This is a genomic window from Janthinobacterium sp. FW305-129 (genome assembly GCF_020858115.1).
GTDB lineage: Bacteria > Pseudomonadota > Gammaproteobacteria > Burkholderiales > Burkholderiaceae_D > Janthinobacterium.
Window position 1 is genome coordinate 362,797 of sequence record NZ_JACYMM010000004.1, and the last position, 25,013, is coordinate 387,809.

The 25,013-nt window shown below is 65.4% G+C and carries 23 protein-coding genes; 15 read left to right on the top strand and 8 right to left on the bottom strand.

The features are described from left to right. Positions 1–66 precede the first annotated feature (66 nt). Together IGS61_RS10550 and IGS61_RS10555 are read right to left on the bottom strand one after the other, a co-directional pair. A complete protein-coding gene (locus IGS61_RS10550) occupies positions 67–1,572 on the bottom strand; it encodes a sensor histidine kinase (protein WP_230539534.1) in 1,506 nt (501 codons plus the stop codon). Between the two features lie 2 nt (positions 1,573–1,574). Continuing rightward, complete coding sequence (locus IGS61_RS10555; protein WP_230539535.1) at positions 1,575–2,264, bottom strand: response regulator transcription factor; 690 nt, start codon at positions 2,262–2,264, stop codon at positions 1,575–1,577. A gap of 193 nt (positions 2,265–2,457) precedes the next feature. Here IGS61_RS10555 and IGS61_RS10560 point away from each other — a divergent pair, with 193 nt between their 5' ends. From IGS61_RS10560 to IGS61_RS10575, 4 genes are read left to right on the top strand one after another with little or no spacing between them, the layout of a single operon-like run. After that, a complete protein-coding gene (locus IGS61_RS10560; RefSeq protein ID WP_230539536.1) occupies positions 2,458–2,904 on the top strand; it encodes a Spy/CpxP family protein refolding chaperone in 447 nt (148 codons plus the stop codon). A gap of 17 nt (positions 2,905–2,921) precedes the next feature. Then, positions 2,922–3,083 (top strand): hypothetical protein, encoded by a 162-nt coding sequence (locus tag IGS61_RS10565; RefSeq protein WP_230539537.1) that lies wholly within the window; start codon positions 2,922–2,924, stop codon positions 3,081–3,083. Positions 3,084–3,086: 3 nt separating this feature from the next. Then, a complete protein-coding gene (locus IGS61_RS10570; RefSeq protein WP_230539538.1) occupies positions 3,087–3,251 on the top strand; it encodes a hypothetical protein in 165 nt (54 codons plus the stop codon). Beyond that, positions 3,209–4,060, top strand: coding sequence for a dioxygenase family protein (locus IGS61_RS10575; RefSeq protein ID WP_230539539.1), 852 nt, complete (start codon positions 3,209–3,211; stop codon positions 4,058–4,060). Before IGS61_RS10570 ends, IGS61_RS10575 begins: the two co-directional genes overlap by 43 nt. Here IGS61_RS10575 and IGS61_RS10580 read toward each other — a convergent pair. Together IGS61_RS10580 and IGS61_RS10585 are read right to left on the bottom strand one after the other, a co-directional pair. Further along, positions 4,057–5,502: a DUF1501 domain-containing protein gene (locus tag IGS61_RS10580; protein ID WP_230539540.1), complete on the bottom strand. Its 1,446-nt coding sequence runs from the start codon at positions 5,500–5,502 to the stop codon at positions 4,057–4,059. The genes IGS61_RS10575 and IGS61_RS10580 overlap by 4 nt on opposite strands. 9 nt (positions 5,503–5,511) lie before the next feature. Continuing rightward, positions 5,512–7,296, bottom strand: coding sequence for a DUF1800 domain-containing protein (locus IGS61_RS10585; RefSeq protein ID WP_230539541.1), 1,785 nt, complete (start codon positions 7,294–7,296; stop codon positions 5,512–5,514). Positions 7,297–7,710: 414 nt separating this feature from the next. Here IGS61_RS10585 and IGS61_RS10590 point away from each other — a divergent pair, with 414 nt between their 5' ends. The 8 genes from IGS61_RS10590 (at position 7,711) to IGS61_RS10625 (ending at position 15,937) form a co-directional block, all read left to right on the top strand. Further along, positions 7,711–8,274 (top strand): hypothetical protein, encoded by a 564-nt coding sequence (locus tag IGS61_RS10590; RefSeq protein WP_230539542.1) that lies wholly within the window; start codon positions 7,711–7,713, stop codon positions 8,272–8,274. Between the two features lie 63 nt (positions 8,275–8,337). Continuing rightward, positions 8,338–9,057: a hypothetical protein gene (locus IGS61_RS10595; protein ID WP_230539543.1), complete on the top strand. Its 720-nt coding sequence runs from the start codon at positions 8,338–8,340 to the stop codon at positions 9,055–9,057. 4 nt (positions 9,058–9,061) lie between these two features. Next, a complete protein-coding gene (locus IGS61_RS10600) occupies positions 9,062–10,417 on the top strand; it encodes a hypothetical protein (RefSeq protein WP_230539544.1) in 1,356 nt (451 codons plus the stop codon). 10 nt (positions 10,418–10,427) lie between these two features. Continuing rightward, the gene (locus tag IGS61_RS10605) at positions 10,428–12,590 is read left to right on the top strand and encodes an 8-amino-7-oxononanoate synthase (RefSeq protein WP_230539545.1); all 2,163 of its coding nucleotides are present in this window, start codon (positions 10,428–10,430) and stop codon (positions 12,588–12,590) included. A 20-nt stretch (positions 12,591–12,610) separates the two neighbouring features. After that, on the top strand, positions 12,611–13,657 hold the full coding sequence (locus IGS61_RS10610) for a hypothetical protein (RefSeq protein WP_230539546.1): 1,047 nt from the start codon (positions 12,611–12,613) through the stop codon (positions 13,655–13,657). Beyond that, entirely contained in the window at positions 13,641–14,501 is an 861-nt protein-coding gene (locus IGS61_RS10615) for a hypothetical protein (protein ID WP_230539547.1), read from the top strand. The genes IGS61_RS10610 and IGS61_RS10615 overlap by 17 nt, the downstream gene beginning before the upstream one ends. Positions 14,502–14,535: 34 nt before the next feature. Further along, positions 14,536–15,186, top strand: coding sequence for a hypothetical protein (locus IGS61_RS10620; RefSeq protein ID WP_230539548.1), 651 nt, complete (start codon positions 14,536–14,538; stop codon positions 15,184–15,186). A 16-nt stretch (positions 15,187–15,202) separates the two neighbouring features. Continuing rightward, positions 15,203–15,937 carry an amidohydrolase family protein gene (locus IGS61_RS10625; protein ID WP_230539549.1) on the top strand — a complete coding sequence of 245 codons (735 nt, stop codon included), beginning with the start codon at positions 15,203–15,205 and terminating at the stop codon, positions 15,935–15,937. Between the two features lie 6 nt (positions 15,938–15,943). Here IGS61_RS10625 and IGS61_RS10630 read toward each other — a convergent pair whose 3' ends face one another. The 4 genes from IGS61_RS10630 to IGS61_RS10645 all read right to left on the bottom strand — a co-directional run bounded on the left by IGS61_RS10630 (position 15,944) and on the right by IGS61_RS10645 (position 21,339). Continuing rightward, complete coding sequence (locus IGS61_RS10630) at positions 15,944–17,329, bottom strand: sigma-54-dependent transcriptional regulator (RefSeq protein ID WP_230539550.1); 1,386 nt, start codon at positions 17,327–17,329, stop codon at positions 15,944–15,946. A 271-nt stretch (positions 17,330–17,600) separates the two neighbouring features. Continuing rightward, complete coding sequence (locus IGS61_RS10635) at positions 17,601–19,853, bottom strand: arginine/lysine/ornithine decarboxylase (protein ID WP_230539551.1); 2,253 nt, start codon at positions 19,851–19,853, stop codon at positions 17,601–17,603. 239 nt (positions 19,854–20,092) lie between these two features. After that, entirely contained in the window at positions 20,093–20,578 is a 486-nt protein-coding gene (locus IGS61_RS10640) for a dihydrofolate reductase (protein WP_230539552.1), read from the bottom strand. Then, positions 20,575–21,339, bottom strand: a complete 765-nt coding sequence (locus IGS61_RS10645) for an alpha/beta fold hydrolase (protein WP_442908051.1) — start codon at positions 21,337–21,339, stop codon at positions 20,575–20,577. Before IGS61_RS10645 ends, IGS61_RS10640 begins: the two co-directional genes overlap by 4 nt. A gap of 240 nt (positions 21,340–21,579) precedes the next feature. Here IGS61_RS10645 and IGS61_RS10650 point away from each other — a divergent pair, with 240 nt between their 5' ends. From IGS61_RS10650 to IGS61_RS10660, 3 genes are all read left to right on the top strand, one after another. Next, on the top strand, positions 21,580–22,155 hold the full coding sequence (locus tag IGS61_RS10650; RefSeq protein WP_230539554.1) for a TerD family protein: 576 nt from the start codon (positions 21,580–21,582) through the stop codon (positions 22,153–22,155). A gap of 123 nt (positions 22,156–22,278) precedes the next feature. Beyond that, complete coding sequence (locus tag IGS61_RS10655; protein ID WP_230539555.1) at positions 22,279–23,529, top strand: TerD family protein; 1,251 nt, start codon at positions 22,279–22,281, stop codon at positions 23,527–23,529. Positions 23,530–23,538: 9 nt separating this feature from the next. Then, positions 23,539–24,882 carry a VWA domain-containing protein gene (locus IGS61_RS10660; RefSeq protein WP_230539556.1) on the top strand — a complete coding sequence of 448 codons (1,344 nt, stop codon included), beginning with the start codon at positions 23,539–23,541 and terminating at the stop codon, positions 24,880–24,882. The last annotated feature ends 131 nt before the right edge of the window (positions 24,883–25,013 follow it).

The following is a 25,013-nucleotide window of genomic DNA, read 5'->3' on the forward strand; positions in this document are numbered from 1 at the left end:
GTTATGGAAGTCAGAAAACACAATAATTTATTGGGGGTTACTTAGCGCGCCAGGCTCGCCGGAAGGTCAGCCTGGCGTTTTGACGGGCAGCAACATTTCCACGCACAGCCCGCCGCCGCTGCGCAGGCTGGCGCCGATGCGGCCGCCATGGGCGCCGATGACGTGCCGGGCGATGGCCAGGCCCAGGCCGTGGCCATCCGTGCTGTGCTGGGTATTGCTGGCGCGGAAGAATGGTTCAAAAATGCGGACCAGGTCGGCTGGGGCCACGCCGGGGCCCCGGTCCAGCACGGCGATGCGCAGCAGATCCTGCTTGCCATCAGGCAGGCGCGACAGTTTCACTTCCACCGTGCCGCCATCGGGGCTGTGCTTGACGGCATTGCGCACCACGTTTTCCACGGCGCGCGCCAGCAGTTCCGGCTGGCCCGTGACGCTGGCGTCGGCCATGGCCGCGTCGCCTGCCAGGACGATATCCACTTGGCGCGCCTTCGCTTCGTAGCGGGCATCTTCCACGATGTCGTGCAACAGGTCGGCGATGCCGACGTCTTCGCTGAGCGGGGAGCCGGCCCCCGCTTGCCCGGCTCCCGCTTCCAGCCGCGACAGGGTCAGCAGCTCGCCGATCAGTTTATCCATGCGTTCGCTTTCGCGCTCGATGCGCTGCATCGACGCGTCCATCTTGTCCGGCTGCTGGTGCGCCAGGCCGATGGCGGCTTGCAGGCGGGCCAGCGGCGAGCGCAGTTCGTGCGAGACATCATGCAGCAGGCGCGTCTGGCTATCCATGAGATGGCGCAAACGTCCCGTCATGCGGTCGAAATCGCGGCCCAGGTCCGTCAATTCATCGCCGCGCTTGCCGCTGGCGTGAAAACGGGGCGCCAGGTTGCCGTGCGAGGCGGCCTCGAACGCTTGCCGCAGCTCGCGGATGGGGCGCGCAAAATACCAGGCCAGCAGGAAGGAAAACAGCAGGCTGGCGGCGATGGCGGCGGCCAGGGGAATGAAGGTGCGGTAGGGGCTGTCCATGCGCGGGCCGGGCGGCATGCCGCGGCCGAATTCGCCGCGTGGCGGCGGGGCGCCCGCTTCATTGGGACGTGGTCCGGCTCCCATGGCGCGCGGGCCGCTCATGGCGACGGCATTGAGGGTGTCGCGCGCGGCGCCCGCCTCGGCATTGCGGAAGCGTTCGGACGAGGGCAGGAACAGCAGGTAGCGCTGGCCGTCGCTGCCGGTGACCGTGCGCACGACGGGATGGGGCGGGTTTTGCGCCAGCATGGCGCGCGCCTTGGCCAGCATGGCGGGATGGACACTGCGGCCCATCAGTTCTTGCCCTTTGGCATCGACGGCAAACACGCGCATGCGTTCCATCTTGCCGAGAAATTGCCGCAAGGCCTGGCTGCCGCCCGCTTCCAGGGTGGCGCTGGCCGCTTCGATGGCCATCTGCGCGGGCGGGCTGGTATCGATGTCGAGCGCCCGCTCCTGCTGTGCGGCCCGGTTTTTCAGCCAGAAGGTGCCGCCGATGCCGATGGTGGCCGTCACTTGCGCCAGCATGATGCACAGAAAAAACTTCCAGAACAGGCGTCCCACGCTTACTCCTTGATCAGCTGGTAGCCGAGGCGGTACACGGTCTGCAGGCAGGAGCGGCCGTCGGCCAGACTGCCCAGCTTGCGGCGCAGGCTGCTCAAGTGCACGTCGATATTGCGGTCGAAGCGGGCCATGGGCCGGCCCAGGCCCAGTTCCGACAGTTGATTCTTGCTCACAGGTTTGCCCGCGTGGCGCACCAGCACTTCCAGCAGGTTGAATTCCGTGCTCGTCAGCTCCAGGTGCGCGCCGGCCCAGGCGGCACGGCGCTGTTCCGGCCACATCGTCAATTGCCCCACGGTCAGAGGTGCCAGGCCCGACGTATCGTGCGGCGCCGCTTGTGAACGGCGCAGGATGGCGCGGATGCGCGCCGTCAGCTCGCGCGGCGTGCACGGTTTCGTCACGTAATCGTCGGCGCCCAGCTCCAGGCCCACGATGCGGTCCGTATCGTCGCCGCGCGCCGTCAGCATCAGAATGGGTAGGTTGCTGCCGGCACGGATGCGGCGCAGGGTTTCCAGGCCGTTCATGCGCGGCATCATGACGTCGAGGACGGCGATGGCATACAGGCCCGTCAGCGCTTCTGCCGCGCCGCTTTCGCCGTCATGCACGGCGCGGGCGTCAAAACCTTCCTGCGTCAGGTATTCCTGGAACATGCCGACCAGTTCCACGTCGTCATCGATTAACAAAACCTTGCTCATGCCTGCGCTTTTTCGGGTGAATATCGCCTGATGATAGCAGTCAACAGGGGCTGTTCAGGACGCTTTTACCCGCTTTTACATCGGGAAGGCCACATGCCTGCTTACAGTCCTTTACACGCTTTTACGCGGCCCTAACGTTGCTTTACACGCCAGACGCCGACAATCAGGGCTGATCGCCACGAAAGGAAAGCCGATGAAACACCTGAGTATTGTCCTGTCCCTGTTGCTGCTGTCCGCCTGCAGCATGCCGCTGGTCGCCCTGGCCCAGCAGGAATTCGCACCGGATGGCCCGCCGCCGCGCGCCATGCCGGGGCCGCCGCCGTTTTTGCACGGTATCGAACTGAGTGAAGCCCAGCAGGACAAGGTCTTCGCCGCCACGCACGCCCAGGCGCCCTTGCTGCGGGAACAGGAAAGGATCGCCTTCCAGGCCCACGCGCAGTTGCGCGCGCTGGCCGCATCCGATGCCTATGACGATGCCAAGGCCGGCGCGCTGGCCAGCACGGCGGCGCAAGCCATGGCGGCGATCAGCTTGCAGCAGGCGCGGCTGGAACAGCAATTGCTGGCCGTGCTGACGCCGGAGCAGCGCAAGCAGGCGCAGCAGCGGCACGACGGCCGCTCCGGCCCGCGCCGGCCCCAATAAGCCAAAGGAGATTGAGCATGAGCATCAGTGCCTTGAGTTCGACCAGCGCCACCAGTCAGCTGAGCGCGTTCAGCCGCCTGGACGGCAGCGGCAGTTTCAGCAGTACCAGCAGCCTGGGTACGGCGAGTGCGGGCGGCAGCCTGTCCTCCAGCGGCAACCTGGTCAATACAACGGCTTGAAGCATGGAACGCAAGCTCGCCATTGCCGCCAGGAAAGTGCTCTCGCAACGGGCCACGCAAGCCCTGTTCCTGTGCGCCAGCCTGAGCCCCGCCTTGGCGGGCTTGCCCCACTTGATGGAGTATGTATGGAACTACATGGTCACGGTCTGGCATCCGACCTCGAAATGATGCGGCGACAGGCGGCCGAGCGGCGGCAAGTGCTGCGCTGGCTGCTGGCCGGCGCCGCCACCTTGCCCCTGGCCAGCTGCGGCGGCGGCACGGACGCCAGCGGTATCGCCGCAAGCAGCGGCTCTGCCGCTACGGGTACGGCTACGACACCTGTCACGGGCGCCTGTTCCGTGATTCCCGAGGAAACGGGCGGGCCGTATCCGGCCGATGGCACGAACACGCATGGCGGCAGCATCATCAACGTGCTGAACCAGTCGGACGTCGTGCGCAGCGATATCCGCGCCAGTTTTAACGGCGCCACGGGTGTGGCGGCGGGTGTGCCGCTGACCATCCATTTGCAGTTGCTCAACGCCAGCGGCAGCTGCGCCAGCCTGGCCGCTTACGCCGTGTATCTATGGCATTGCGACCGCGACGGTCTGTATTCGCTGTATTCGAGCGGCGTGACGGCGCAAAATTACCTGCGCGGCGTGCAGGAAACGGACAGCGCCGGCAACCTCAGCTTCACGACCATCTTTCCCGGCTGCTACGCCGGGCGCATGCCGCACGTGCATTTCGAGGTCTATCCCAGCCTGGCCAAGGCGGCCGCTGCCACGAACCGCCTCAAGACCTCGCAGTTCACCTTCCCGATGGCAACCTTGAACGAGGCCTATACGGCCAGCGGCTACACGGCCAGCGTGCGCAACCTGGCGCAGATCAGCTATGCCAGCGACAACGTTTTCAGTGACGGCACCAGCCTGCAGATGGCCACGGTGACGGGCAATGCCACGCAGGGCTATGTCGCCACCCTGGTGATCGCCGTGAACGGTTAAGTTGCTGTCATGAAACCCAGGTCGCGCCGGCCGAAGTTGCCAATATTCGGGAACACGTCGGCCAGCTGGCTGTCGGCCACGCCGAACCACTTGGCCAGGGTGGCGCCGTACTGGTCGACGGAAGTGGTCGGCAGCAGGGCGCCGGAACCCACGTCCAGCGCATGGCCCAGGCCCGTGACGGGGAAGGCGCCGTAGATGTCGCCGCCCTTGACGGCGCCGCCCACGACAAAGTGGTGCGCGCCCCAGCCGTGATCCGTGCCGTCGCCGTTGCTGCTGAAGGTGCGGCCGAAGTCCGAGGCCGTAAAAGTCGTCACCTGGCGCCGCACGTCGGCGCCCTGCAGGGCCGCCAGGGTCGCGTCGAAATACGCCAGCGCGTGCGCCAGGCGCGCCATCAGGTCGCCATGCAGCTCCTTTTGGCGGTCATGCGTGTCGAAGCTGCCCAGGGTCACATAAAACACTTGCCGCTTTGCCCCCAGCGCACTGCGCCCGCCGATGATGCGCGCCACCGTCTGCAATTGCACGGCCACCTGGTTGACGCCGGACGCGCCCGTGTTCGGATTGACATAGGGCGGCGGATTGGGCACGCCGCCCGCGCCGGCCGCCAGCATGGCGCCGCTCAGCACGCCCTGGCTGGAAATGGCGCGCTGCACCGTCGCCACGTGCTCCTGCTCCATCAGGTCGTCGCCCGCCGTGCTGATGATGTCGCGCAAGGCGGTCTCGCCCTCGGTGGTGCCGAACAGGTAACCGCTGCCGATATTGCGGATCGGCACGGCACCCGCCTGGCCCACCTGGAACTGGCGCACCTGGCGCCCGCTGAGGAAGAGGGCGTTCGAGGCGGCCGAGATGGCCGTAAACGTCGCATTCGCGTTGCCGGCGCCCAGCAGGTCGCCCAGGCGCCCGCCCCAGCCGATGCTGGCGCCTTCCGGCAAGCCCGATTGCCAGGTCGATTGCTGGTCGTTATGCGAAAACAGCTTCGGCGGCAGCGCCACGGTGCCCGCCTTGTATTGCGCCAGCGTCACAGGCTGGATCAGGGTGCCCACATTGGCAAGGATGGCGGCGCGGCCGCCGTCGAACAGGTCTTTCACGGGAGCAAGGGCGGGATGCAGGGCAAAGCTGCGGCCCGCCTGCGCCGTGGCGGGCACGATGGGCAGCACGCCGCCCGTTTCGCCGACCCCGGGCAGGTGGATGGAATCGTTGCCGCCTGTGTTGCGCAGGCGCACATATTCACTCCAGGACGGCGTGTCGGTGGCCAGCACCGTGTTGAAGGTATCGTTGCCGCCGGCCATGAACAGGCAGACGAGGGCCTTGTAGTCGTCGGCGGACTGGGCCGCAGCCTGGCCCATGGCGGCCAGGTTCAGGGCGAAGGGCGCGGCCGTGCTGCCGGCCAGGCCCAGCATGGAACCGAGGAAGCGGCGGCGCGAGAAATGAGAGGGGGTAGTCATGCAGCTTCCTTATTTTTGAACCAGGTATTCAGGCGATGCGATGGCCAGGAAAATGGCCAGGTGCACGCGGTAGGTTTTCGCCGTCGTCACTTGCGCGGCATTGCTGCCGCTGGCGGCGGGAATCGCGATGCTCGTGACGGCTGACAGGATTTTGGCGCGCAGCCGGGACGACATATTGCCGGACATCAACAGCAAGTTGACCCGGTCCAGCAAGGCGGCCGGCTGGTCGGCGAGGGCCAGTTCGGCCGAGTAATCGGCCCGCACGGCGCGGTTTTCCGCCACGCCGCCGCTGATGGCATCCTGCATGAAGTTCAGGTAGCCGGTGACGGACGGCTCCGACGTGATCTGCATTTCCGGCGCCACCAGGCCCGCCGTGGCCAGCGCCGAATTGGGCGGCACGTACGAGGGGCGGAAGTAGTTGAAGACGGACGGCGCGTTCATGGGATTCTGGCCCAGTCCCGCCAGCGGATCGCTCAGGTAATAGATGCGGTACTGCAAGGCGGCATCCCTGGCGTGAAACGCGCGCATCCAGTTACCCAGGCGCACCAGTGGTTCGCGCAATTTGCCCGTGCGCAAGCTGCTGCCGGCAGGCGCCAGCGCTTCGGGATCGAGCAGCACGGCGCGGATCACGGCCTGCATGTCGCCGCGCACGCCCGAACCATTGTTGGCAAAGGCGGCCGCGACCCGGCCCACGTAGGCGGGGCCGGGATTGCTGGTCACTAAGCGCTGGATCAGCTGGCGGCCAAAGAAGGGGCCCGCGTTCGGATGGTTGAACAGGGTGTCGAGGGCCAGCGCCATGTCCGCTTCGCCGCCGGCCGCACCCGCCGCGCTGACGCCCAGAAAGCGTTTTTCGCTGGTCGAGTGATACGCCGCATAGAGCTGCATCTGCTTCCAGTCGCGGTCCGGATCGGCCACGCTGCCAAAAAAACGGTTCGCGGCCTGGTCCGGCCCGGCCCAGCTCCAGCCCGTAAACACTTTCGCCAGTCCGCTCACATCGTCGCGCGTGTAGGTGTCGATGGGTTTGCCGCCGGACAATTTCAATGACCCATCCGCATTCAGCTGGTACAGGCCGATGGTAAACAGCTGCATCACCTCGCGCGCGAAATTCTCGTCGGGCGTGCGCGTGGCCGATTCCTTCTGGTTGCGCAGGTGCGACAGATACAGCCCCATCATCGGATGGGTGGCCACGCCTTGCAGCAGGGTGCGGAAGTTGCCGAACGCATGTTGCCCCAGCATATCGTAGTAGCTGGCGACACCCCGCGTTTGCGGCCACACGGCCTCGTTTTGCGTGGAAACGACGAAGATTTCCGACAAGGCAAAGGCCACGCGCTGGCGCAACTGGTCGTCGCCGCGCACGGCCTGCTGCCAGAACGATTCATAGAAGTCGTTCGGCCTGGCCTGGGTCGCCGCCGCGCCCGCTGCGGGATATTTGGCGTCGATATATTTGCGGTGCAAGGTTTGCGGCTTGGAAAACTGCGCGCGGAACCAGGCGTCGCTATCGCTGGCGGCCAGCGCATCGATGGCCGCCATGTCCGGTCCGAACGTGGCGCGGCCCAGGAAACGCGACGCTTCCTGGCGCGAGAAGGTGGCCGTCTGATTCGCCGGCGGCGTGGTCAGGGGCGGCGGCGGAATGGTATCGCCTGGCGCGGTGCCGGGGGCGGTGGTCGCTGGCGGGACGGCCGATATGTCCGGATTCGGGGTGGAGCCGGTCTTGCTGTCGCCGCCACCGCCGCAGGCGGAAAGCAGGCTGAGCAAGGTAATGGCCAGCAAGCGGCGCAAAGTAGGGTCAGTCATTTAGTTTCTTTCAGGCAATCAAATTCTGGCCCGCTAATTGTAGGGCTTGCCTACCAAAATCCTGTTTCCAATTAACTATTTGCGTGTTGGCCACGTTTATTTTTGCTGTGCGTTGAGGTGGCGTTGGCGGTATTTTCGGCGAGGTAGGACGAAGTTTGTTTTTTTGAAAATGGAAAATATTTTTTGCCGGCCGCGGTCACTGTGGCGGATAGGCCACGTAATCATTCCTGCCAATTAAGCTTGTTTGAAAGCTCATCTTGACAACGAAACCCGCTTCGCCGGCAACGGTGGTTTTTACGCTATCGGCGAAACGCCGTTCGCCGCTGGCGCCGTTCTTTCCCCTTGGCGTATGGCTGGCATGACCCTTGCGTAAGGGAGGCATGGGCCACTGGCCCGACTTCTCCGGAGCCTGTCATGACCAGCCGCCTGCTTGCCTATCGTCCCGAAATGGAATTACCCGACGCACCGGCCACGCCGCCCCTGCAGCAGGAAGATGAGCTGGCCCTGGCGGCGCACTTGCTGGAATTGCAGGGGCCGGCCCAGTTCGATGCTTTCCTGGCGCGCCAGCTGGGCGCCACGGCGGCGGGCCAGCAGGTGCGCGGCACGCTGCTGGAAGGGCCGCTGCGCCAGCTGCTGGGCAAGGTGGTGGCGCCCCTGCTGCCGCTGCACGGCGGTTCGCCGCAGGCGCTCAAGCGGCGCGCGGCAGGCATCTTCGGCATGGAACTGGAAGGATTGAGCCCGGAAGACAAGGAATTCGAACTGGCGCGCCAGGTCGTGCATCTGATCGACGCCGTCAATACGGCACTGGCGCAAGACGGCATGGACCGGCGCGCGCCCGGGGCGCGGGTGGAAACTGCCCTGCTGCAAGTGGCGCGCAGCGTGGCGCCAGGCTTGCTCAGGCAGGCGGCGCAAACGCCGGGACGGGACGCTGGCCGCTGGCGCCGCGAGGGCGGGCACATCGTCGTGCTCGATTGTTAGCCGGACGGCCAGTTCGTCCGGCACTGTAGTGTCAACCGAGGTGCTAACTTTGAGGAGCTCATCATGCATGACTTAGATCGTACGACCCTGGAATACGGGCAGGAGATGTCCGGCTTTGAAGCGGAGCAGTTCGAGTTCGGCCAGGGCGAGTGGAGCGGCGAGGGCGGCTCAAACGCGATGTTTTCCGAAGCCGAGGAGATGGAACTTGCCAATGAACTGCTGTCGGTCAGCAATGAAGCCGAACTGGAACAGTTTCTTGGCAATTTCCTGCGCAAGGCCGCCTCCGTGGCGGGCGGCATCATCAAGTCGCCCGTGGGACAAGCCATCGGTGGCGTGCTCAAGGGCGTGGCGAAGAAGGCGATTCCCCTGGCCGGCGGCGCCATCGGCGGCTATTTCGGCGGCCCGCTGGGAGCCAAGATCGGCAGCGGCCTCGCTTCGGCGGCCGGCAGCGCGCTGGGGCTGGAAGGAGAGGCGTCGTCGAATGAAGACCGCGAATTCGAGGGCGCCAAGCAGTTCGTGCGCCTGGCCGCCGATACCGTCAACCGCGCCGCGCAAGCGCGCGGTGCGGGCGACCCGCGCGCCATCGCCCAGGCGGCGGCCAGCGCGGCGGCGCGCCAGTTCGCGCCCGGCTTGCTGGGCCGTCCCGGCGGCCAGGTCGCGGTGCAGAATGGCAGCGGCGCGGGCAGCCAGGCGCCGGGCGCCGCGCGCAGCCAGGCCGGCATGCGTCCGTCCAGCGGGCGCTGGGCGCGGCAAGGCCACAAAATCGTCCTGTACGGCGTCTGACATCATGGCCATCGGCGCTTACGCCGCCTGGATGCTGGCACAGGAGGCGCGCTCGCTGCTGACGCGGCTGGCGCGGCTGGAGCCGTTTGCGCTGATCGAGCCGACGGTGCTGGCAGCGGCCCTGATGCCCAGCGCCCAGTCGGCCATCGAAAGCCAGCTGGTGCAGGGCCGGCGCGAATTGCGGCGCATGGTGGCCCAGTTCCAGGCCTGGCTGCGGCGCGAAGCGGCCGATGGCGCCAGCATGGCCACCGCCGCCGAGGCGCAGCGCCGCTTCACCTTCCTGCGCCTGAAATTCAACGCCGCGCTGACCCAGTTCGACCTGTTCAACGAAGTCATCACGCAGCGCAGCGAGCACAAGACGGGCGTGTGGCTGGCCGGCCTCGACATCGTCGCCGCCGACGCGCTGGCGCTGCCCGGCAATGTGTACCAGGCGCCGCCCGTGATCTGCTACCTGGACCGGGGGCCGGGTGCCGCCATCCGCCGCGCGCGCACGCGCCTGCCGGGCGGCGGCGACAATCCCGTCGCCATCATCCGCCTGCCGCGCGAACGCATGATCGGCAGCAGCATCGCCTCGTCGCTGGTGCACGAGGTGGGCCACCAGGGCGCGGCCCTGCTGGACCTGGTGGCGTCCCTGCGGCCCATGCTGCAAGCCATGCAGCATGGCGGCAGCGGCCTGGTGCACGTGTGGCAGCTGTGGGAGCGGTGGATTTCCGAAATCGTGGCCGATTTCTGGTCGCTGGCGCGGGTCGGCGTGGCTGCCACCCTGGGCCTGATCGGCGTGGTCAGCCTGCCGCGCGTGTTTGTCTTCCGTCTCAATATCGACGATCCCCATCCGGTGCCCTGGCTGCGGGTACGCCTGAGCTGCGCCATGGGACGGGCCTTGTATCCGCATCCGCAATGGAGCCGGCTGGAGCAGCTGTGGCTGTCGTACTACCCGCTGACCGGCTTGCCGCCGGCCCGCCAGCGCCTGCTGGAGCAGCTGCAGGCCAGCATGGCGGCCCTCGTGGGCTTGCTGGTGCAGCACCGCCCGCCGGCCTTGCGCGGCGGCTCGCTGGCCGAGGCGATGGCCGTGCACACGCGCCAACCGGCCATGCTGGCGCGGCTGTTTCGCAGCTGGAACCTGGCGCCGGGGCAGATGTACGCGGCCGCGCCGACCCTGGTGTTCGCCGTGCTGGGCCAGGCGCGCGCCAGCGGCAGCCTGAGTCCGGAAGACGAAAGCGAGCTGCTGGGACGCCTGCTGACCCACTGGGCCCTGCGCAGCACCCTGGACACGTCGGAGCTGTGCGCCGACGTCGTGCGGCATGGCCGCCGGCCCGGCAGGGCGGTAGCGCCCCTGGCATCCCGTTTGATTATCCATTGAGGAGAATGACATGAGCAGCAAGATCAGCAGCAAGATGGGTGGCAAGAGCAGGGGGGCGGGCCAGGCTGGCCCGATACACCGCGACGGCAGCATCGCCGTGACCGTACACGAACAGGATAGCGGGGTCATGGTCGTCAATGCCGCCGTCAGCCTGTACCGGGGGCTTGACGCGGATTGCCATAATTTCGATCCCGTCACCTGGGTGGCCGATCCCGCCATGCTGGTGGGCGTGCGCTGGACGGATGGCCGTGGCTGCACCGTGTTTTCCGACCTGGCGACGGGCAGCTACGTGGGGGTGTACGGCAATTTCCCCACCACCGCGCCCCAGTGCGTGACGGTGCAGGCAGGCTGCAGCGCCGTGCTGTGCTTCAAGCCCCACCTCAATCCGCAGGTGGGGCTGGCATTCGAGACGCCCGAATGCCAGCCCAGCGATTGCAATTTCGGCAGGGTGGGCGACCGCGCCGTGGCCAGCGTCTCGTTTGACGGCGATCAAAGCGCCGATGGACGCGACCTGGTGCAGGTCCTGGCCGCCTCGCCGTGGGTGCCCCTGCGCGGCACGCCGAACGCGTTTTCCACGCCCGTGCGGCGCGCTGGCATGCACCGTTTCGCGGCGCAGATGATGTTGGCGCAGCGGCCGGAACTGCGCAGCGCCTTGCCCGTGCCCGAGGGACTGAGCCCGAACGCCATGCTGGCCGTGGACGCGGAATACGAGACGGAAGAGCGCCAGCCGCAGCCCATCTCCGGCAATGTGGGCGTGTCGCTGACGCGCACGGAAACGGAACCGACGGAAGACTTGCCGCTGTGGACCCTGATACGCAACAGCACCGAGGCGATGTCGTTTACGAATTACCTGCATTTCATGGACAGCCTGTTTTGCGGCGACCTCGCGAATGTGCGCGGCTTCGAGCAGGAACGCTTCGTCAAGAAGGCCGACATGTTCCAGCAGCTCAAGCAGCGCCGCGCGCTGCCATTCTCGGATTCGGATTCCTACCGCGTGCTGAAAGTGGCGACGGAAGCGTTCGTGATGGTCAATTGCGGCGTGCTGAACCAGCCGCTGGCCTTCAATCCGGCCGAGGACAATGCCTACCTGGACCGGCGCGACATTCCCCAGGGGCGCGACCTGGAAACCGTGCTGCGTAACGATTACCTGGAAAACATCGACGGCTTCCAGACCTTGCCCTACCTGGCCGTGATCCGCCGCAAGCTGCCCGACATCCCCATCAGCATCCCACGCGGCCAGGAGGGCGAAGTCGACCTGTGCTTTGGCATCATCCAGGAAAAGCTGGCCAATCCTTGTCTGCTGGAACTGATCTGGTCGTACTGGCATGAAGAAGGCATGCTGGTGCAAACCATGAATGCCATCACGCAGCGCTTCCAGAACCTGCGCGCGTCCGGCGGTGGCCTCGATCCCCTGTCAAACACGGAAATCGACATGCTGCGTCCCCTGAACAACTTGCTGTGGGGATACACGCAAGATGAGCAGCACCGGCTGACCGTGGTGCGCCGCAATTACGAGTACGACCACCATTACGGCGTGCGTCTCGATGGCAAGGCGGTGCAGCATTTCCGGCCGGCCGACAGCCGCTCGAAATTCCTCGAAGCGTTCCACCATTTGCTGCGCCTGCTGACCTCGTTCTACAAGCAGGATGACGACACCACCGTCAAGGCGGATGCCTTCCCCGTGCTGAATGCCTTGAAGGAAATCCACCTGATCCTGTCGCAGGGCGCGCACAACCAGTTCGGCGACTTGCCGTCGACGGCGCGCATCGAGATGCTGATGCAGCAATGGATGCTGGCGCGGCCCGAGTTCCGCGAATTTTTGCCCACGCGCGTGATGGTGGCGTATCCGGAACCGTGGATGGATCGCGTTGATGCCATGAAGAAACTGCAAGGCTGGACCGATACGAGCGTGATGCATTTCCGCAACCTGGCCATCTTTGGCGAGCAATTGCTGCTCTCCGTGCGCTACGGCAACTGGAGCGATATCTATGAACCCACGCAAGCCTTCAACTGGGCGCGTTTCTGGCGTCCGCAAGTGCAGGGCTATATCCACGGCTACCGCGCCGCCACCGGGGTGGATTTGTCCGTCGACAGCAGCGACCCGGTGGTCGAAGCGACGATGCCCTCGGTGTTGCTGCGCCAGCGCCTGAGCCAGCAGCTGCGCAGCGTCTAGGGCGGGGGCGGGGCGCGTGCATGCTCGACTTTACCAGTGCCCTGTACCTGGGCATGCGCCATCCGGCGGCCGCGCTGGCGCCATGGAGCAGCTTGAGCCTGGGCCAGCCGGCGGCGCTGCGCGAGCCGCCGGGCGCGCAGGCGCTGGCAGCAAGCCTGGCGGTGCTGCAAGGTTGCGAGGCCGCCTGCGTGCTGCCGTCGACCCTGCACCTGTTCTGGGACCTGTTCGGCATGCTGGCTGCCGAGCGGCTCGTGATCCTCATCGATGGCGGCAGCTACGCCATCGCCCGCTGGGGCGCCGAGCGGGCGCGGGCGCTGGGCTTGCCGCTGCGTTTGTTTCCCAGCGGCGAGATGGGAACATTGCGGCGCCTGGTGGCGGCCTGGGGCAGGCAAGGGCGGCGTCCCTTGATCCTGGCCGATGGCTATGTGCCGGGCAGCGAGCAGGCCTTGCCGCTGGCCGCCTATGCGGCCCTGGCGCGCCATGGGGGCGGCTACCTGTTGCTGGACGATACACAGGTGCTGGGCGTGATGGGCGCGTCCGGCGGCGGCTCGGCGCGGCTGCATCGCTTGCCGGGCGGCTACGACAAGGCGGGCGGCCACCTGATCGTCGGCGCCTCGCTGGCCAAGGGTTTTGGCGTGCCGCTGGCCGTGCTGGCAGGCAGCGGCGCCCTGCTGCGGCGCTTCGAAGCGCACAGCCAGACGCGCGTGCATGCCAGCCCGCCCTCGGCCGCCGTGCTGGCGGCGGCGCGGCGGGCGCTGGTGCTCAATGCGCGGCACGGCGACGTCCTGCGCGCCAGGCTGGCGGACAGGGTGGCGCAATGGCGCAGCGGGATGGCGGCGGCCGGCATCGCTTGCCGGGGCGGCAGTTTCCCCGTGCAGCGCCTGCCCGGACGCGCCCACTTGCAGCCAGCCTTGCGCGCGGCGGGCGTGCTGGCGCTGGCGCAAGCGGGGGAAGGTCCCGGGGCGCTGACTTTTCTGCTGCGGGCCGACCAGACGCCCGGGCAACTGCAACAGGCAATGGACTTGCTTGAACATCACACGAGGAGGCGATATGAACGAAGCGTTTGAAATGCTGCCCTTTGCGGGGCAGCCAACAGGGGCCGGCGAGCAGGAGTGGCTGGGGGAATGGTCGCAGGAGTGGTCGCAGGAATGGCAAGGGGAGGACGAAGCCGAGGCCGAATGGGAGGGCGAACGCCCGCGTCCCGGTAGCGCTCGCGGCGCCATGCGCGGCGGCGGGCTGCGCGCGCGGCCGCCCTTGCGCGGACAGCGCCGTCCCGCGCCGCCGCGCTACCAGGGGCAGGGCCGCCGGCCGCCCCGCTATGCTGCCCAGCCCTTGCCCTATCTGCCGCCGCGCTACCGGGGCTGGGGCGGCTATCCCGCCATTTATCCCACGCTGTATCCCGCGCCCTATCCCGTGGCGGAACCGGCTTTTGGCGACCAGCAGGAGCCGGATGCGGACCAGGGGCTGGACCAGGGGGCGGACCAGGGGCAGGACGACGGCCAGCAGCAGGGCGAGATCCCGCCCACCCTGGCCGGCACCATGGGCCGGGTGCCGGAAGCGGCCGCCCTGAATTACCTGGCGCTGGGGACGCTGGCCAATGCCCTGCTCGACCCGAATGGCCGGGGGCCGGGCATGTACGTGATCGAATTCGATGCGGGCGGGCGGCGCCGCGCCTACAGCGGCCAGACGGACGATCTGCACCGGCGTTTGCTGCAGCACCGGCTGTGCGGCCAGATGATGGGCGTGGACCTGAGCGGGCACCAGGTGTATGTGGCGCCCCTGTCCTCGGCGGCGCAGCGGCGGCGCATCGAGCAGCGCATCCACGACGACATGTTTGCCAACCAGCGCGGCGTGCTGACCAACCAGCGGCGCGAACTGGAACTGGCCGTGCTCGGTGAAATGTGGAGTTGACGATAGCACCTTGATAACTGCGAAGGAGAGCATCATGCACCAACTCGAATGCGCATGCGCGCAATGCCGGCAACGGGCCGGCGCCGCGTTTGAAGTGCTGGAATTCGGCCGGGACTGGCCCGGCAAGGGCACGGCGCCGGCCGTCTTCGGCGAAGAGGAGGAATTGCAGCTGGCCATGGAATTGCTGGAAGTGGCCAGCGAGGAGGAACTCGAGCAGTTTCTCGGCAATGTCTTCAAGAGCGTGTGGAAGGGCGTCAAGAAGGTGGGTTCCACCATCGCCAAGGTGGCCAAGCCCCTGGGCGGGGCCTTGAAGGCCGTGGCCAAGACGGCCTTGCCCTTTGTCGGCGGCGCCCTCGGCTCGATGATCCCGATACCGGGCGTGGGCACGGCGCTCGGTTCGGCCCTGGGGCGCGCGGCCAGCAATGCGCTGGAGCTGGAAATGGCAGCCGAGGCGCCGGCCGACCGCGAACTGGAGATGGCGCGTCGTTTCGTGCGCATCGCGGGACAGGCGGCCCGCCTGGCGGCCGACGGCGATGGCAGTGCGCGCGCCGTGGAAAGCGCGCTGACGCGGGCCCTGCACCAGCAATTGCCGCATTTCCGCTCGCCTGCGCCGCAGCAGGAGGAGGAAAGCGGGCGCTGGCGCCGGCGCGGCAACCGCATCGTCGTTATGGGCGACTGGAACTGAGCGCAGGGAGGCGGCCATGGCGCTGGTCATCGATAGCCACTGCCACGCCGGTCCCGGCGACGGCTTGAGCGGGCCGTGGGACAGCGATGCGCCGCTCGATGCTTATTTGCGCCGCGCCCAGGCGGCCGGCATCGCCCGCAGCGTGCTGTTCGCTACATTTCACTCCGATTACGCGATTGCCAACCACGGCGTGGCGCGCCTGGTCGCTGCCGATCCCCGGCGTTTTTACGGCTTTGCCTTCGTGCATGCGCGGCGCGACCGGGGCCGCATCCAGGACTTGCTGCGCACGGCCGTCGAGCGCTATGGCTTTGTCGGCATCAAGGCGCACCGGTTCGATGCGCGCATCAGCGGCGAAGTGTGCGACGCGGCCCGCTTCTTCGGCTTGCCCGTGCTGTACGACCCGGCCGGCGAAGTGGCCGTGGCCGAACTGCTGGCGCAGCAGTATCCCGACGTCAACTTCATCCTGCCTCACCTGGGCAGCTTCGCCGACGACTGGGCGGCCCAGCTGGCGCTGATCGATCACCTGGTTCGTCACGCGAACATTTACACGGACAGCTCCGGCGTGCGCCGTTTCGACTTGCTGCGGCAGGCCGTGCGGCGCGCGGGGCCGCACAAGGTCTTGTTCGGCTCGGATGGCCCCTGGCTGCATCCGGGGCTGGAATTGCACAAGATTGAGCTGCTGGGCTTGCCGTCGCTGGATATGGCGCTGATCACGGGGGGGAATTTTTTGCGGCTGGCGGGACTGGCTTGAGGCAGATCAAAGCGCGGCTGGCGAGGCCGGCAAGGCGGCTGCAGCCGCTTGCGTCGCGCAGGCAGCCGCCTTGCGGCGTATCTGCAGGGCGCGGTCCGTCACGCCCAGGCGGGCGGCGGCGCGCTGGTTGTTGCCGTGTTCATCGGCCAGCACCAGGCGGATGGCCATGTCGGTGGCGCAGCGCGTGATGTGCGACAGCTTGCAGCCCTGGGCCAGGGCGCGCCGCACGGCCGCCTCGAAGTGCTGGTCGGGCCACAGCGGCGCCAGCAGCCGTTCTTCGGGGGGCAGGGCGCCGATGGTGATGGGGCCGGGGCCGCAATGGCGGTGCCAGATGCGCGTGACGGTCTGGCGCAGTTCGCGCACATTGCCCGGATAGTCGCGCAGCAGCAAATATTCGCGCACGGCGGCGTCCAGCGGCGGCGCGGGGCGTTGCGCCAGTTCGGCCAGGAAATGGCGGGCCAGGGGCAGGATATCGTCCTGGCGTTCGCGCAGGGGCGGCGCCTGGCAACGCCAGCCGGCGATACGGTAGTACAGGTCGGCGCGGAAGGCGCCGCGCGCCACTTCGTCTTCCAGTTCGCGGTTGGTGGCGCAGACGAGCCGAAATTGCGTCGGTTGCCAGGAATTGCCGCCCACGCGCTTGTATTTGCGCTCCTGGATGGCGCGCAGCAGCTGCGCCTGCAGGGGCAGCGGCAGTTCGCCCACTTCGTCGAGAAACAGCACGCCGCCGTCCGCCAGGGCGAAAGCGCCGTCGCGCGCGCCAGATGCGCCCGTAAAGGCGCCCCGTTCATGGCCGAACAGTTCGCTGCCGGCCAGGTCCGGCGACAGGGTGGTGCAGTCGAGAATGGTGAAGTCGCCGCTGCAGTTGCCGAGGCGGTGGACCAGTTGCGCCAATAAATCCTTGCCCGTACCCGTCTCGCCCGTGATCAGCACGGAGGCCTGGCTGAAGGCGGCCATTTCCACCACCTGGTGCAGCAAGGTGGTCCAGGCCGCGCTGTCGCCCACCAATTGCCGGCGCACGGCGCTGGATGCCAGCAGCTGCGCCACGGCTTGCCAGCGCTGCAGGCGCGCCAGCACCGGGGCCGCATCGGCGCCGCCGGCTGGCCACAGCAGCACATCGCGTGCGCCAGCGGCCATCAGGGCCCGCTGTTGCGCGCAGCTGGGGGGCTGGCCGCAGGCGGCAATGGCCAGCACGCGGGCATGGCCGCACAGCGCCGGCAGCGCTTGCAGCAGCGCCGCATCGGCCTCGGCAAACAGCACGATGCCCGCGCCGTCTTCTTCACCATCGTGCCGCCGGGCTACAGTTACCTGAGCCTGCTTCAATGCCGCCATCAGCAAGGCGCCACTGCCAGCCGCCGCCTGCTGCACGATTTCCAGCCACACCTTGAGCGTCATATGCCAGCCATCACGAGGGCACGAGTCGCCCATCTTAGAAGCCCGATACCCCAGCCGTTTGATCTGGCGCAAGCGTGCGCGGGAGGCACACAATGAAAAACGCCGCCTGACTCACATTAGGCGGCGCTATTAATGAAGTTCAACGAACATCACGACGGTTCATCCAATCGTAGCGAGCGGAAGCGAATTGTGGCCGAGAAGCGCAACCGTACTCTAGTACGGTGAGCATCGCAGGCCGCAAGTCGCGACGCGCAGTAGATTGGATGAACCGTTACTGACGGACGCAGTCGACGAAGTAACCGCGCTTGCCATCGACTTCGCGTTTCACGAGACCATGCACATCCGTCTCGAAGCCGGGGAAGCGCTCGTTGAAGTCGCGCGCGAAGCGCAGGTAGTCGACGATGGTCTTGTTGAAGCGCTCGCCCGGGATCAAGAGCGGGATGCCCGGTGGATACGGCGTCAGCAGGATGGACGTGATGCGGCCTTCCAGTTCGTCGATGGCCACGCGCTCGATTTCGCGGTGCGCCATCTTGGCGAACGCGTCCGACGGCTTCATGGCCGGGATCATGTCCGACAGATACATTTCCGTCGTCAAGCGCGCCACGTCGTAGGCCTTGTAGAAATCGTGGATTTGCTGGCACAGGTCGCGCAAGCCCATTTTTTCGTAGCGTGGGTTGGCCGCCGCAAATTCCGGCAGGATGCGCCACATCGGCTGGTTCTTGTCGTAATCGTCCTTGAACTGCTGCAAGGCCGTCAGCAAGGTGTTCCAGCGGCCCTTGGTGATGCCGATGGTAAACATGATGAAGAACGAATACAGGCCGCATTTTTCAATGATGACGCCGTGCTCGGCCAGGTATTTGGTGACGATGGACGCAGGGATGCCCGTGTCGCCGAACTGGCCGTCCAGCGACAGGCCAGGGTTGACGATGGTCGCCTTGATCGGGTCGAGCATGTTGAAGCCGGGAGCCAGGTCGCCGAAGCCGTGCCAGTCATCCTCGGCGCGTATCATCCAGTCTTCCTGCTGGCCCATGCCTTCGTCGTTGAAGCTGGACGGGCCCCACACCTGGAACCACCAGTCCTGGCCCCATTCCTGGTCGATCTTCTTCATGGCGCGGCGGAAATCGAGCGCTTCCATGATCGATTCTTCCACCAGGGCCGTGCCGCCCGGCGCTTCCATCATGGCCGCGGCCACGTCGCACGAGGCGATGATGGAATACTGCGGCGACGTCGAGGTGTGCATCAGGTAAGCCTCGTTGAAGGCGTCCTGGTCCAGCTTGACCGTATCCGATTCGCGCACGAGGATTTGCGAGGCCTGCGACAGGCCGGCCAGCAATTTGTGCGTGGACTGGGTCGAGAAGATCATCGATTCCTTGGCGCGCGGACGATCCTTGCCGATGGCGTGCATATTCTTGTAGAAATCGTGGAAGGTGGCGTGCGGCAGCCATGCTTCGTCGAAGTGCAGGGTGTCGATCTTGCCGTCCAGCATTTCGCGCAGGGTTTCCACGTTGTAGATCACGCCATCGTAGGTCGATTGCGTGATGGTCAGAATGCGCGGCTTCTTGTTTTTCGCTTCGCGCGCGAACGGGTTCGCCTCGATTTTGCGGGCAATGCTTTCCGGCGTGAATTCGTGCAGCGGGATGGGGCCGATGATGCCCAGGTGATTGCGCGTCGGCATCAGGAACACGGGAATCGCGCCGCACATGATGATCGAGTGCAAGATTGACTTGTGGCAATTGCGGTCGACGACGACGATGTCGCCTGGCGCCACGGTCGAGTGCCACACCATCTTGTTCGAGGTGGAGGTGCCGTTGGTGACGAAATAGCAATGGTCGGCATTGAAGATGCGCGCCGCATTGCGTTCGGACGCGGCGACGGGACCCGTATGGTCGAGCAACTGGCCCAGTTCTTCGACGGCGTTGCAGACGTCGGCGCGCAGCATGTTTTCACCGAAGAACTGGTGGAACATCTGGCCGATCGGCGACTTCAGGAACGCCACGCCGCCCGAGTGGCCGGGGCAGTGCCACGAGTAGGAGCCGTCGTTGGCGTAGTGCACCAGCGCGCGGAAGAACGGCGGCGACAGGCCGTCCAGGTAGGATTTCGCTTCGCGGATGATGTGGCGCGCGACGAATTCCGGCGTATCTTCGAACATGTGGATGAAACCATGCAGTTCGCGCAGGATATCGTTGGGGATGTGGCGCGAGGTGCGCGTTTCGCCGTACAGATAAATCGGGATGTCGGCGTTCTTGTAGCGGATTTCCTCGACGAAGGCGCGCAGCGATTTCAAGGCATGATCGGTTTCCTCGATGGAACCGCCGCCGAACTCTTCATCGTCGATCGACAGCACGAAGGCCGATGCGCGCGATTGTTGTTGGGCAAATTGCGACAAATCGCCGTAGCTGGTCACGCCCAGCACTTCCATGCCTTCTTTTTCCATTGCGGCGGCAAGGGCGCGAATGCCCAGGCCGGACGTATTTTCAGAACGGAAATCCTCGTCAATGATGACGATGGGGAAACGAAATTTCATGCATGTCTCCAAAAAAGCAAGCCGCCCCTGACAGATGTGAAGGGGCGGACTAGGGCGCGACGGTCAGGCGGTCGTACAACCCGGCAGCCGCAGAAAAAAAATAAGAACGGGATTCTCGCAGAAATGCGGCGTCTGCGGGAAAAAAATATCAGCCCTCAGCCTCACAAGCTTGCGCTAGCGTGACGCACGGGTGTGACAGGGGTATTACAGCAACATTCTGTCAATAACTATCAACCTTATCAGGCTTTGCGTTCCAGCGTGACAAAGGCGTAAGGCAGGCCGGATTTCTCCGATACATGCGCCTCGCGCGCGGTTTCTTGCCACACGGCATGATCCACGGCAGGGAAAAACGCATCGCAATCAAAGCTCTGGCCGATTTCCGTGACGATCAAGCGCTGTGTCAGGGGCAATGCTTGCCGGTAAATCTCGGCGCCGCCGATGACATAGCCTTCGGCGCCGTCCAGCAGGGCGATGGCCGCTTCCACCGACGGCACCGCTTCCACGCCTTCATGGCGCCAGTCGGCATTGCGCGTGATGACGATGTTGCGGCGGTTCGGCAGCGGCCGGCCGATGGAATCGAAGGTCTTGCGGCCCATGAGGATGGGGTGGCCCGTCGTCAAACGCTTGAAGTGCGCGAGGTCTTCCGGCAATTTCCACGGCAAGGTATTGTTGATGCCGATGCCGCCTTGCTGGTCGGTGGCGACGATGATGGTCAGTAAGCTCATTGGTTCTGTGAAAAAGGTGGGGGCGGGGCCCGATGCCCGTCATTATCGTTGAAATTGCCGGCAGCCTCCAGATGCGCACGCATGGCGTCGGCCAGCGGGCCCGGCGCTTCCAATGGGATCATGTGGCCGGTGTTGTCTTTTAGTAATGCCAGGGTGGCCTGCGGCAGGCGGGCCGCCATGGCGCGCAAATCGTCGGGATGGACGAGCTTGTCGTCTTCGGCGCCCACGATCAGCACGGGGAAATCGAGTTCCGGCAGGCGCGCCATCAGGTCGGGACGGTCGATGGTGGTGAGAAATTGCGCCAGCAGCACGTCCTTGCCCAGGTCCAGCCCCATTTGCCGGATCAGGCCCGTGATGGCGGGATCGTCCAGGTGTGACGGGTGCAGCAGTTCGCGCAGGCGCTGGCGCGTGATGCCCGCATAGGCATTGCGCTCGAGCATGGCGACGATGCGCTGGCGCGCTTCGATTTCCGCCGGCAGCAAACCTTGGACCGAATTGGCGATCAAAGTCAAAGACCGCACACGCTGCGGGTGCGCCAGCGCGTGTTCGAGCGCCAGGTAGGCGCCCAGCGAAAAGCCCACCAGGTGGGCTTGTGGAGCGCTGTGGCTGGCGATCATCTGCTGCATCTGCGGGCGCGTGCGCGCCTGGTGCAAGGGCACATGCCGTAGATCAAAGGCGTCGCCCAGGGCAGGCGCCAGGCGCGACCACAGACGCTCGTCGCACAGGGTGCCGGGAATGCAGTCGAGTTGTATCTTGTTCAAGGACATCCCGGGTTCAAGTCGCTCATGGGGGTGAAAATTTTTGTCGAGCGGCATTATCCGTCATTTTGCGCATTAGGACAGCCGTTCGGTATTTTCCTCATGGCATTATTTTCAATAGTGCGCGGCTGACAAGCAGGAACTTTATGGTAGGCTCATGGCTCATCAAGCCGGCGTGCCGGCGGCGTGACTTGAAACACCGGATGCAACCCATTCATTACTAAATACTAAAGAGGAATTACCATGGCGATCAGTTTGCAAAAAGGCGGCAATGTCAACCTGAGCAAGGAAGCTCCCGGCTTGAAGAAAATCGTGATTGGCCTGGGCTGGGATCCGCGCGCCACCGATGGCGCCGCTTTCGACCTGGACGGCAGCGCCTTCCTGCTGAAAACGGACGGCAAGGTTCGTTCCGATGCTGATTTCATTTTTTACAACAATCTGAAGTCGGCTGACGGTTCCATCGTCCACGCGGGCGACAACACGACCGGTGGCGGCGATGGCGACGACGAGAAAATCGCCGTCGACCTGGCCAACGTGCCGGCCGACATCGACAAGATCGCCGTGGCCGTCACCATCCACGATGCGGAAAACCGCAAGCAGAACTTCGGCATGGTGGGCAAGGCTTACATCCGTTGCCTGAACGGCGACAACGGCACGGAAATCGCCCGCTACGACTTGTCGGAAGACGGCTCGACGGAAGCGGCCATGATCTTCGGCGAAATCTACCGTGCCGGCAGCGAATGGAAATTCAAGGCCATCGGCCAGGGTTTCAAAGGCGGCCTGGGCCCTCTGGCCCGCTCGTTCGGCATTAACGCTTAAGAGCTCCGGAAAACGGCCCATGGCGGCGTTGCGCCGCCTCGCCGTACTATTCGTACTGTCTTCGGACGACGCGCCTTGCCCTGAGCCGTTGTCCGAAGCTCCCACACCTGAATACATAATCCCATGGAAAACCTGATCAAGGGGCAGCGCCTGGCGCTGTCCGGCCTCGTCACGGGCAATGTCGTGCAGCTGGGGCTCGCCAGTGCCGGCGTGGCGCTGGACTTTGCCTGTTTCGGCCTCGATGCCGCCGGTAAACTGTCCGACGACCGCTACATGACGTTCTTTAACCAGCCGCGCACGCCGTGCGGCGGCGTGGAAACCTCGGCGCCGTCCGGCGATGCGGCCGGCTTCAGCTACCAGCTGGACCGTTTGCCTGCATCCATCGAGCGCCTCGTCGTCACTGCCGCCATCGATGGCGCGGCCACCATGGCGCAGCTGGGCAGCAGCTACCTGCGCCTGCTGGACGGCGGGCGCGAACTGGCCCGCTTCGCCTTTGCCGGGCCTGATTTTGCACAGGAAAAAGCCGTCATGCTGGGCGAGTTCTACCGCAAGGACGGCGGCTGGCGCTTCATGGCCGTGGGCCAGGGTTTTAACGGCGGCCTGGACGCGCTGGTCGCCCATTTCGGCGGCGAAGTGGCCGAGGCCGCGCCAGAGCCTGCGGCGGCGAAGATTTCCTTGTCGAAAATTTCGCTGACCAAGGCGGGGCAGACGCACAAGGTCTCGCTGGAAAAGGGCGCGGGCGCGCCGAGCAAACTCACCGTCAAGGCCACCTGGGTCGATAACGGCGATGGCGACGACGATAACGACGACCTCGACCTGCGCGTGGGCATCCTCTTGCCGAACGGCCAGATGCGCTTCATCCAGGCGCCGGACACGGCCGGGAACTTCGACAGCATGCCTTTCGTGCGCCACCTGGGCGACGTGGCGGGCGCGGCGGGCAAGGAGCCGGCCACGGAAACAGTGGAAGTCAATCCTGCGCTGGCGCAACATTACGGCGGCACGGTGGGCCTCGTCTTCAGCGTGTATTCGGCGGTGGCCAACGGCGCCGTCTCGGTCGCGTCCATGCGGCCGAAGATGGTGATGCAATATGGCCAGCAGATCGTCGAGTGCGACTTTGATTTCCGCCTCTCCAAGGCGGCCGACGACGATTCCGTCTACACCTATGTGATCGGCATGGCGCGCGTCACGCCCGACAGCATCATCCTGGAACCGTCCGGCAAGACGTCCGAGCCCGGCAGCGAAGCGACGCCGTGGCTGAGCTGGCAGGGCGAGAACCTGCAACTGGCCTTCAACGGTCCCGTCGTCTTCAAGGGCGAGGACAAGGAAGACGAAGATGATTGCAATGCCGATAACCCGCGCCGCTATATCGCCTAGGAGATACTGATGGAAACCTTGTCCAAGGGACAGCGCTTGCCGCTGGCCAATCTCGTTCCCGATGGCGTCTTGCAGGTCGGCGTCGCCGCCCAGGGCCTGGCGCTCGACGTGGCCTGTTTCGGCCTCGATGCGGCCGGCAAGTTGTCCGACGAGCGCTACATGACCTTTTTCAACCAGCCGCGCACGCCGTGCGGCGGCGTGGAAGCGCGCGCGGGCAGCGGTGGCGACATGGCCGAGTTTGCCTTGCAGCTGGCGCGCTTGCCGGCCGGCATCGACCGCCTTGTCGTGACGGCGTCCATCGATGGCGGCGGCGTGATGTCGCAGCTGCAAGCCGGCCACGTGCGCCTGCAGGCGGGCGGGCGCGAGCTGGCCCGCTTTGCCTTTGCCGGGTCTGATTTTGCACAGGAAAAAGCCGTCATGCTGGCAGAAATTTACCGCAAGGATGGCGGCTGGCGCTGCATGGCCGTGGGGCAAGGTTTCAATGGGGGACTCGATGCGCTGGTGCGCCACTTCGGCGGCGAAGTCGACCAGGCCGCTTCTGCTGCCCCTGCCGCGCCTGCAGCCGCCTCTGCCGTCATGCAGGCAAAGATCAACCTGGAAAAGCGCGTCGAACGCGAGGCGCCGCAACTGGTCAGCCTGGTCAAGCAGGCGGGCGTGTCCCTGCAAAAAGTGGGCCTGCTTGACCACCGCGCCAAGGTGTGTCTGTGCCTCGATATTTCCGGTTCCATGGGACGGCTATATAAAGAGGGGCTGGTGCAGCGCTTTGCCGAGCGCATCCTGGCTTTGGGCTGCAAGTTCGACGACGATGGCGAGATCGATGTTTTTCTTTTTGGCAAGAACGTCCACCATCCGGCGCCGATGGCCTTGAGCAACTGCAATACCTACGTGAGCCAGGCCATACAGCGCCATCCGCTGGAAGGCGACACGCGCTATGGCGCCGCCATGCAGGCCATCCGCGCCTTTTATTTCCCGGACGCGGCAGGCGGCGAGCGCACGCGGCCCGTCGCGGCCGAGTTGCCCGTGTACGTGATGTTCGTGACCGATGGCGGCACCAGCGACCAGGCGACGACGGAAAAGCAATTGCGCTGGGCCAGCAATGAGCCCATCTTCTGGCAATTCATGGGCATCGGCAAGGGGCGCAAGTCGAAAAGCAAGTTCCTCGCCGCCTTTGCCGATTCCGACTTCCCGTTTCTGGAAAAGCTCGACGAACTGCAGGGGCGCCTGGTCGACAATGCCAATTACTTTTCCGTCAGCTCGCCCGACGAGCACAGCGATGCGGAACTGTATGATTTGTTGATGACGGAATATCCGGGCTGGCTGAAACTGGCGCGGGGGCAGGGCTTGCTGACTTAACGTAAAGATAGCGCAAAGGCAGGGCAAAGGTCATCGGATGAGGCTGTACGGCCACAAGTGCAAGAGATTTGTAAATTGAAGTAAATAACAATGGTTCGCATTTGCTTTGCTCCTTGCAATCGTGGCATGCT

What these genes read in the sequence shown, in the direction of transcription:
- IGS61_RS10575 (WP_230539539.1), top strand. Translation starts at nt 3,209, where the DNA reads ATGGAACTACATGGTCACGGTCTGGCATCCGACCTCGAAATGATGCGG.
- IGS61_RS10630 (WP_230539550.1), bottom strand. Translation starts at nt 17,329, where the DNA reads ATGACGCTCAAGGTGTGGCTGGAAATCGTGCAGCAGGCGGCGGCTGGC.
- IGS61_RS10580 (WP_230539540.1), bottom strand. Translation starts at nt 5,502, where the DNA reads ATGACTACCCCCTCTCATTTCTCGCGCCGCCGCTTCCTCGGTTCCATG.
- IGS61_RS10565 (WP_230539537.1), top strand. Translation starts at nt 2,922, where the DNA reads ATGAGCATCAGTGCCTTGAGTTCGACCAGCGCCACCAGTCAGCTGAGC.
- IGS61_RS10610 (WP_230539546.1), top strand. Translation starts at nt 12,611, where the DNA reads ATGCTCGACTTTACCAGTGCCCTGTACCTGGGCATGCGCCATCCGGCG.
- IGS61_RS10660 (WP_230539556.1), top strand. Translation starts at nt 23,539, where the DNA reads ATGGAAACCTTGTCCAAGGGACAGCGCTTGCCGCTGGCCAATCTCGTT.
- IGS61_RS10615 (WP_230539547.1), top strand. Translation starts at nt 13,641, where the DNA reads ATGAACGAAGCGTTTGAAATGCTGCCCTTTGCGGGGCAGCCAACAGGG.
- IGS61_RS10620 (WP_230539548.1), top strand. Translation starts at nt 14,536, where the DNA reads ATGCACCAACTCGAATGCGCATGCGCGCAATGCCGGCAACGGGCCGGC.
- IGS61_RS10655 (WP_230539555.1), top strand. Translation starts at nt 22,279, where the DNA reads ATGGAAAACCTGATCAAGGGGCAGCGCCTGGCGCTGTCCGGCCTCGTC.
- IGS61_RS10585 (WP_230539541.1), bottom strand. Translation starts at nt 7,296, where the DNA reads ATGACTGACCCTACTTTGCGCCGCTTGCTGGCCATTACCTTGCTCAGC.
- IGS61_RS10570 (WP_230539538.1), top strand. Translation starts at nt 3,087, where the DNA reads ATGGAACGCAAGCTCGCCATTGCCGCCAGGAAAGTGCTCTCGCAACGG.
- IGS61_RS10650 (WP_230539554.1), top strand. Translation starts at nt 21,580, where the DNA reads ATGGCGATCAGTTTGCAAAAAGGCGGCAATGTCAACCTGAGCAAGGAA.
- IGS61_RS10595 (WP_230539543.1), top strand. Translation starts at nt 8,338, where the DNA reads ATGCATGACTTAGATCGTACGACCCTGGAATACGGGCAGGAGATGTCC.
- IGS61_RS10555 (WP_230539535.1), bottom strand. Translation starts at nt 2,264, where the DNA reads ATGAGCAAGGTTTTGTTAATCGATGACGACGTGGAACTGGTCGGCATG.
- IGS61_RS10625 (WP_230539549.1), top strand. Translation starts at nt 15,203, where the DNA reads ATGGCGCTGGTCATCGATAGCCACTGCCACGCCGGTCCCGGCGACGGC.
- IGS61_RS10600 (WP_230539544.1), top strand. Translation starts at nt 9,062, where the DNA reads ATGGCCATCGGCGCTTACGCCGCCTGGATGCTGGCACAGGAGGCGCGC.
- IGS61_RS10605 (WP_230539545.1), top strand. Translation starts at nt 10,428, where the DNA reads ATGAGCAGCAAGATCAGCAGCAAGATGGGTGGCAAGAGCAGGGGGGCG.
- IGS61_RS10635 (WP_230539551.1), bottom strand. Translation starts at nt 19,853, where the DNA reads ATGAAATTTCGTTTCCCCATCGTCATCATTGACGAGGATTTCCGTTCT.
- IGS61_RS10640 (WP_230539552.1), bottom strand. Translation starts at nt 20,578, where the DNA reads ATGAGCTTACTGACCATCATCGTCGCCACCGACCAGCAAGGCGGCATC.
- IGS61_RS10590 (WP_230539542.1), top strand. Translation starts at nt 7,711, where the DNA reads ATGACCAGCCGCCTGCTTGCCTATCGTCCCGAAATGGAATTACCCGAC.
- IGS61_RS10560 (WP_230539536.1), top strand. Translation starts at nt 2,458, where the DNA reads ATGAAACACCTGAGTATTGTCCTGTCCCTGTTGCTGCTGTCCGCCTGC.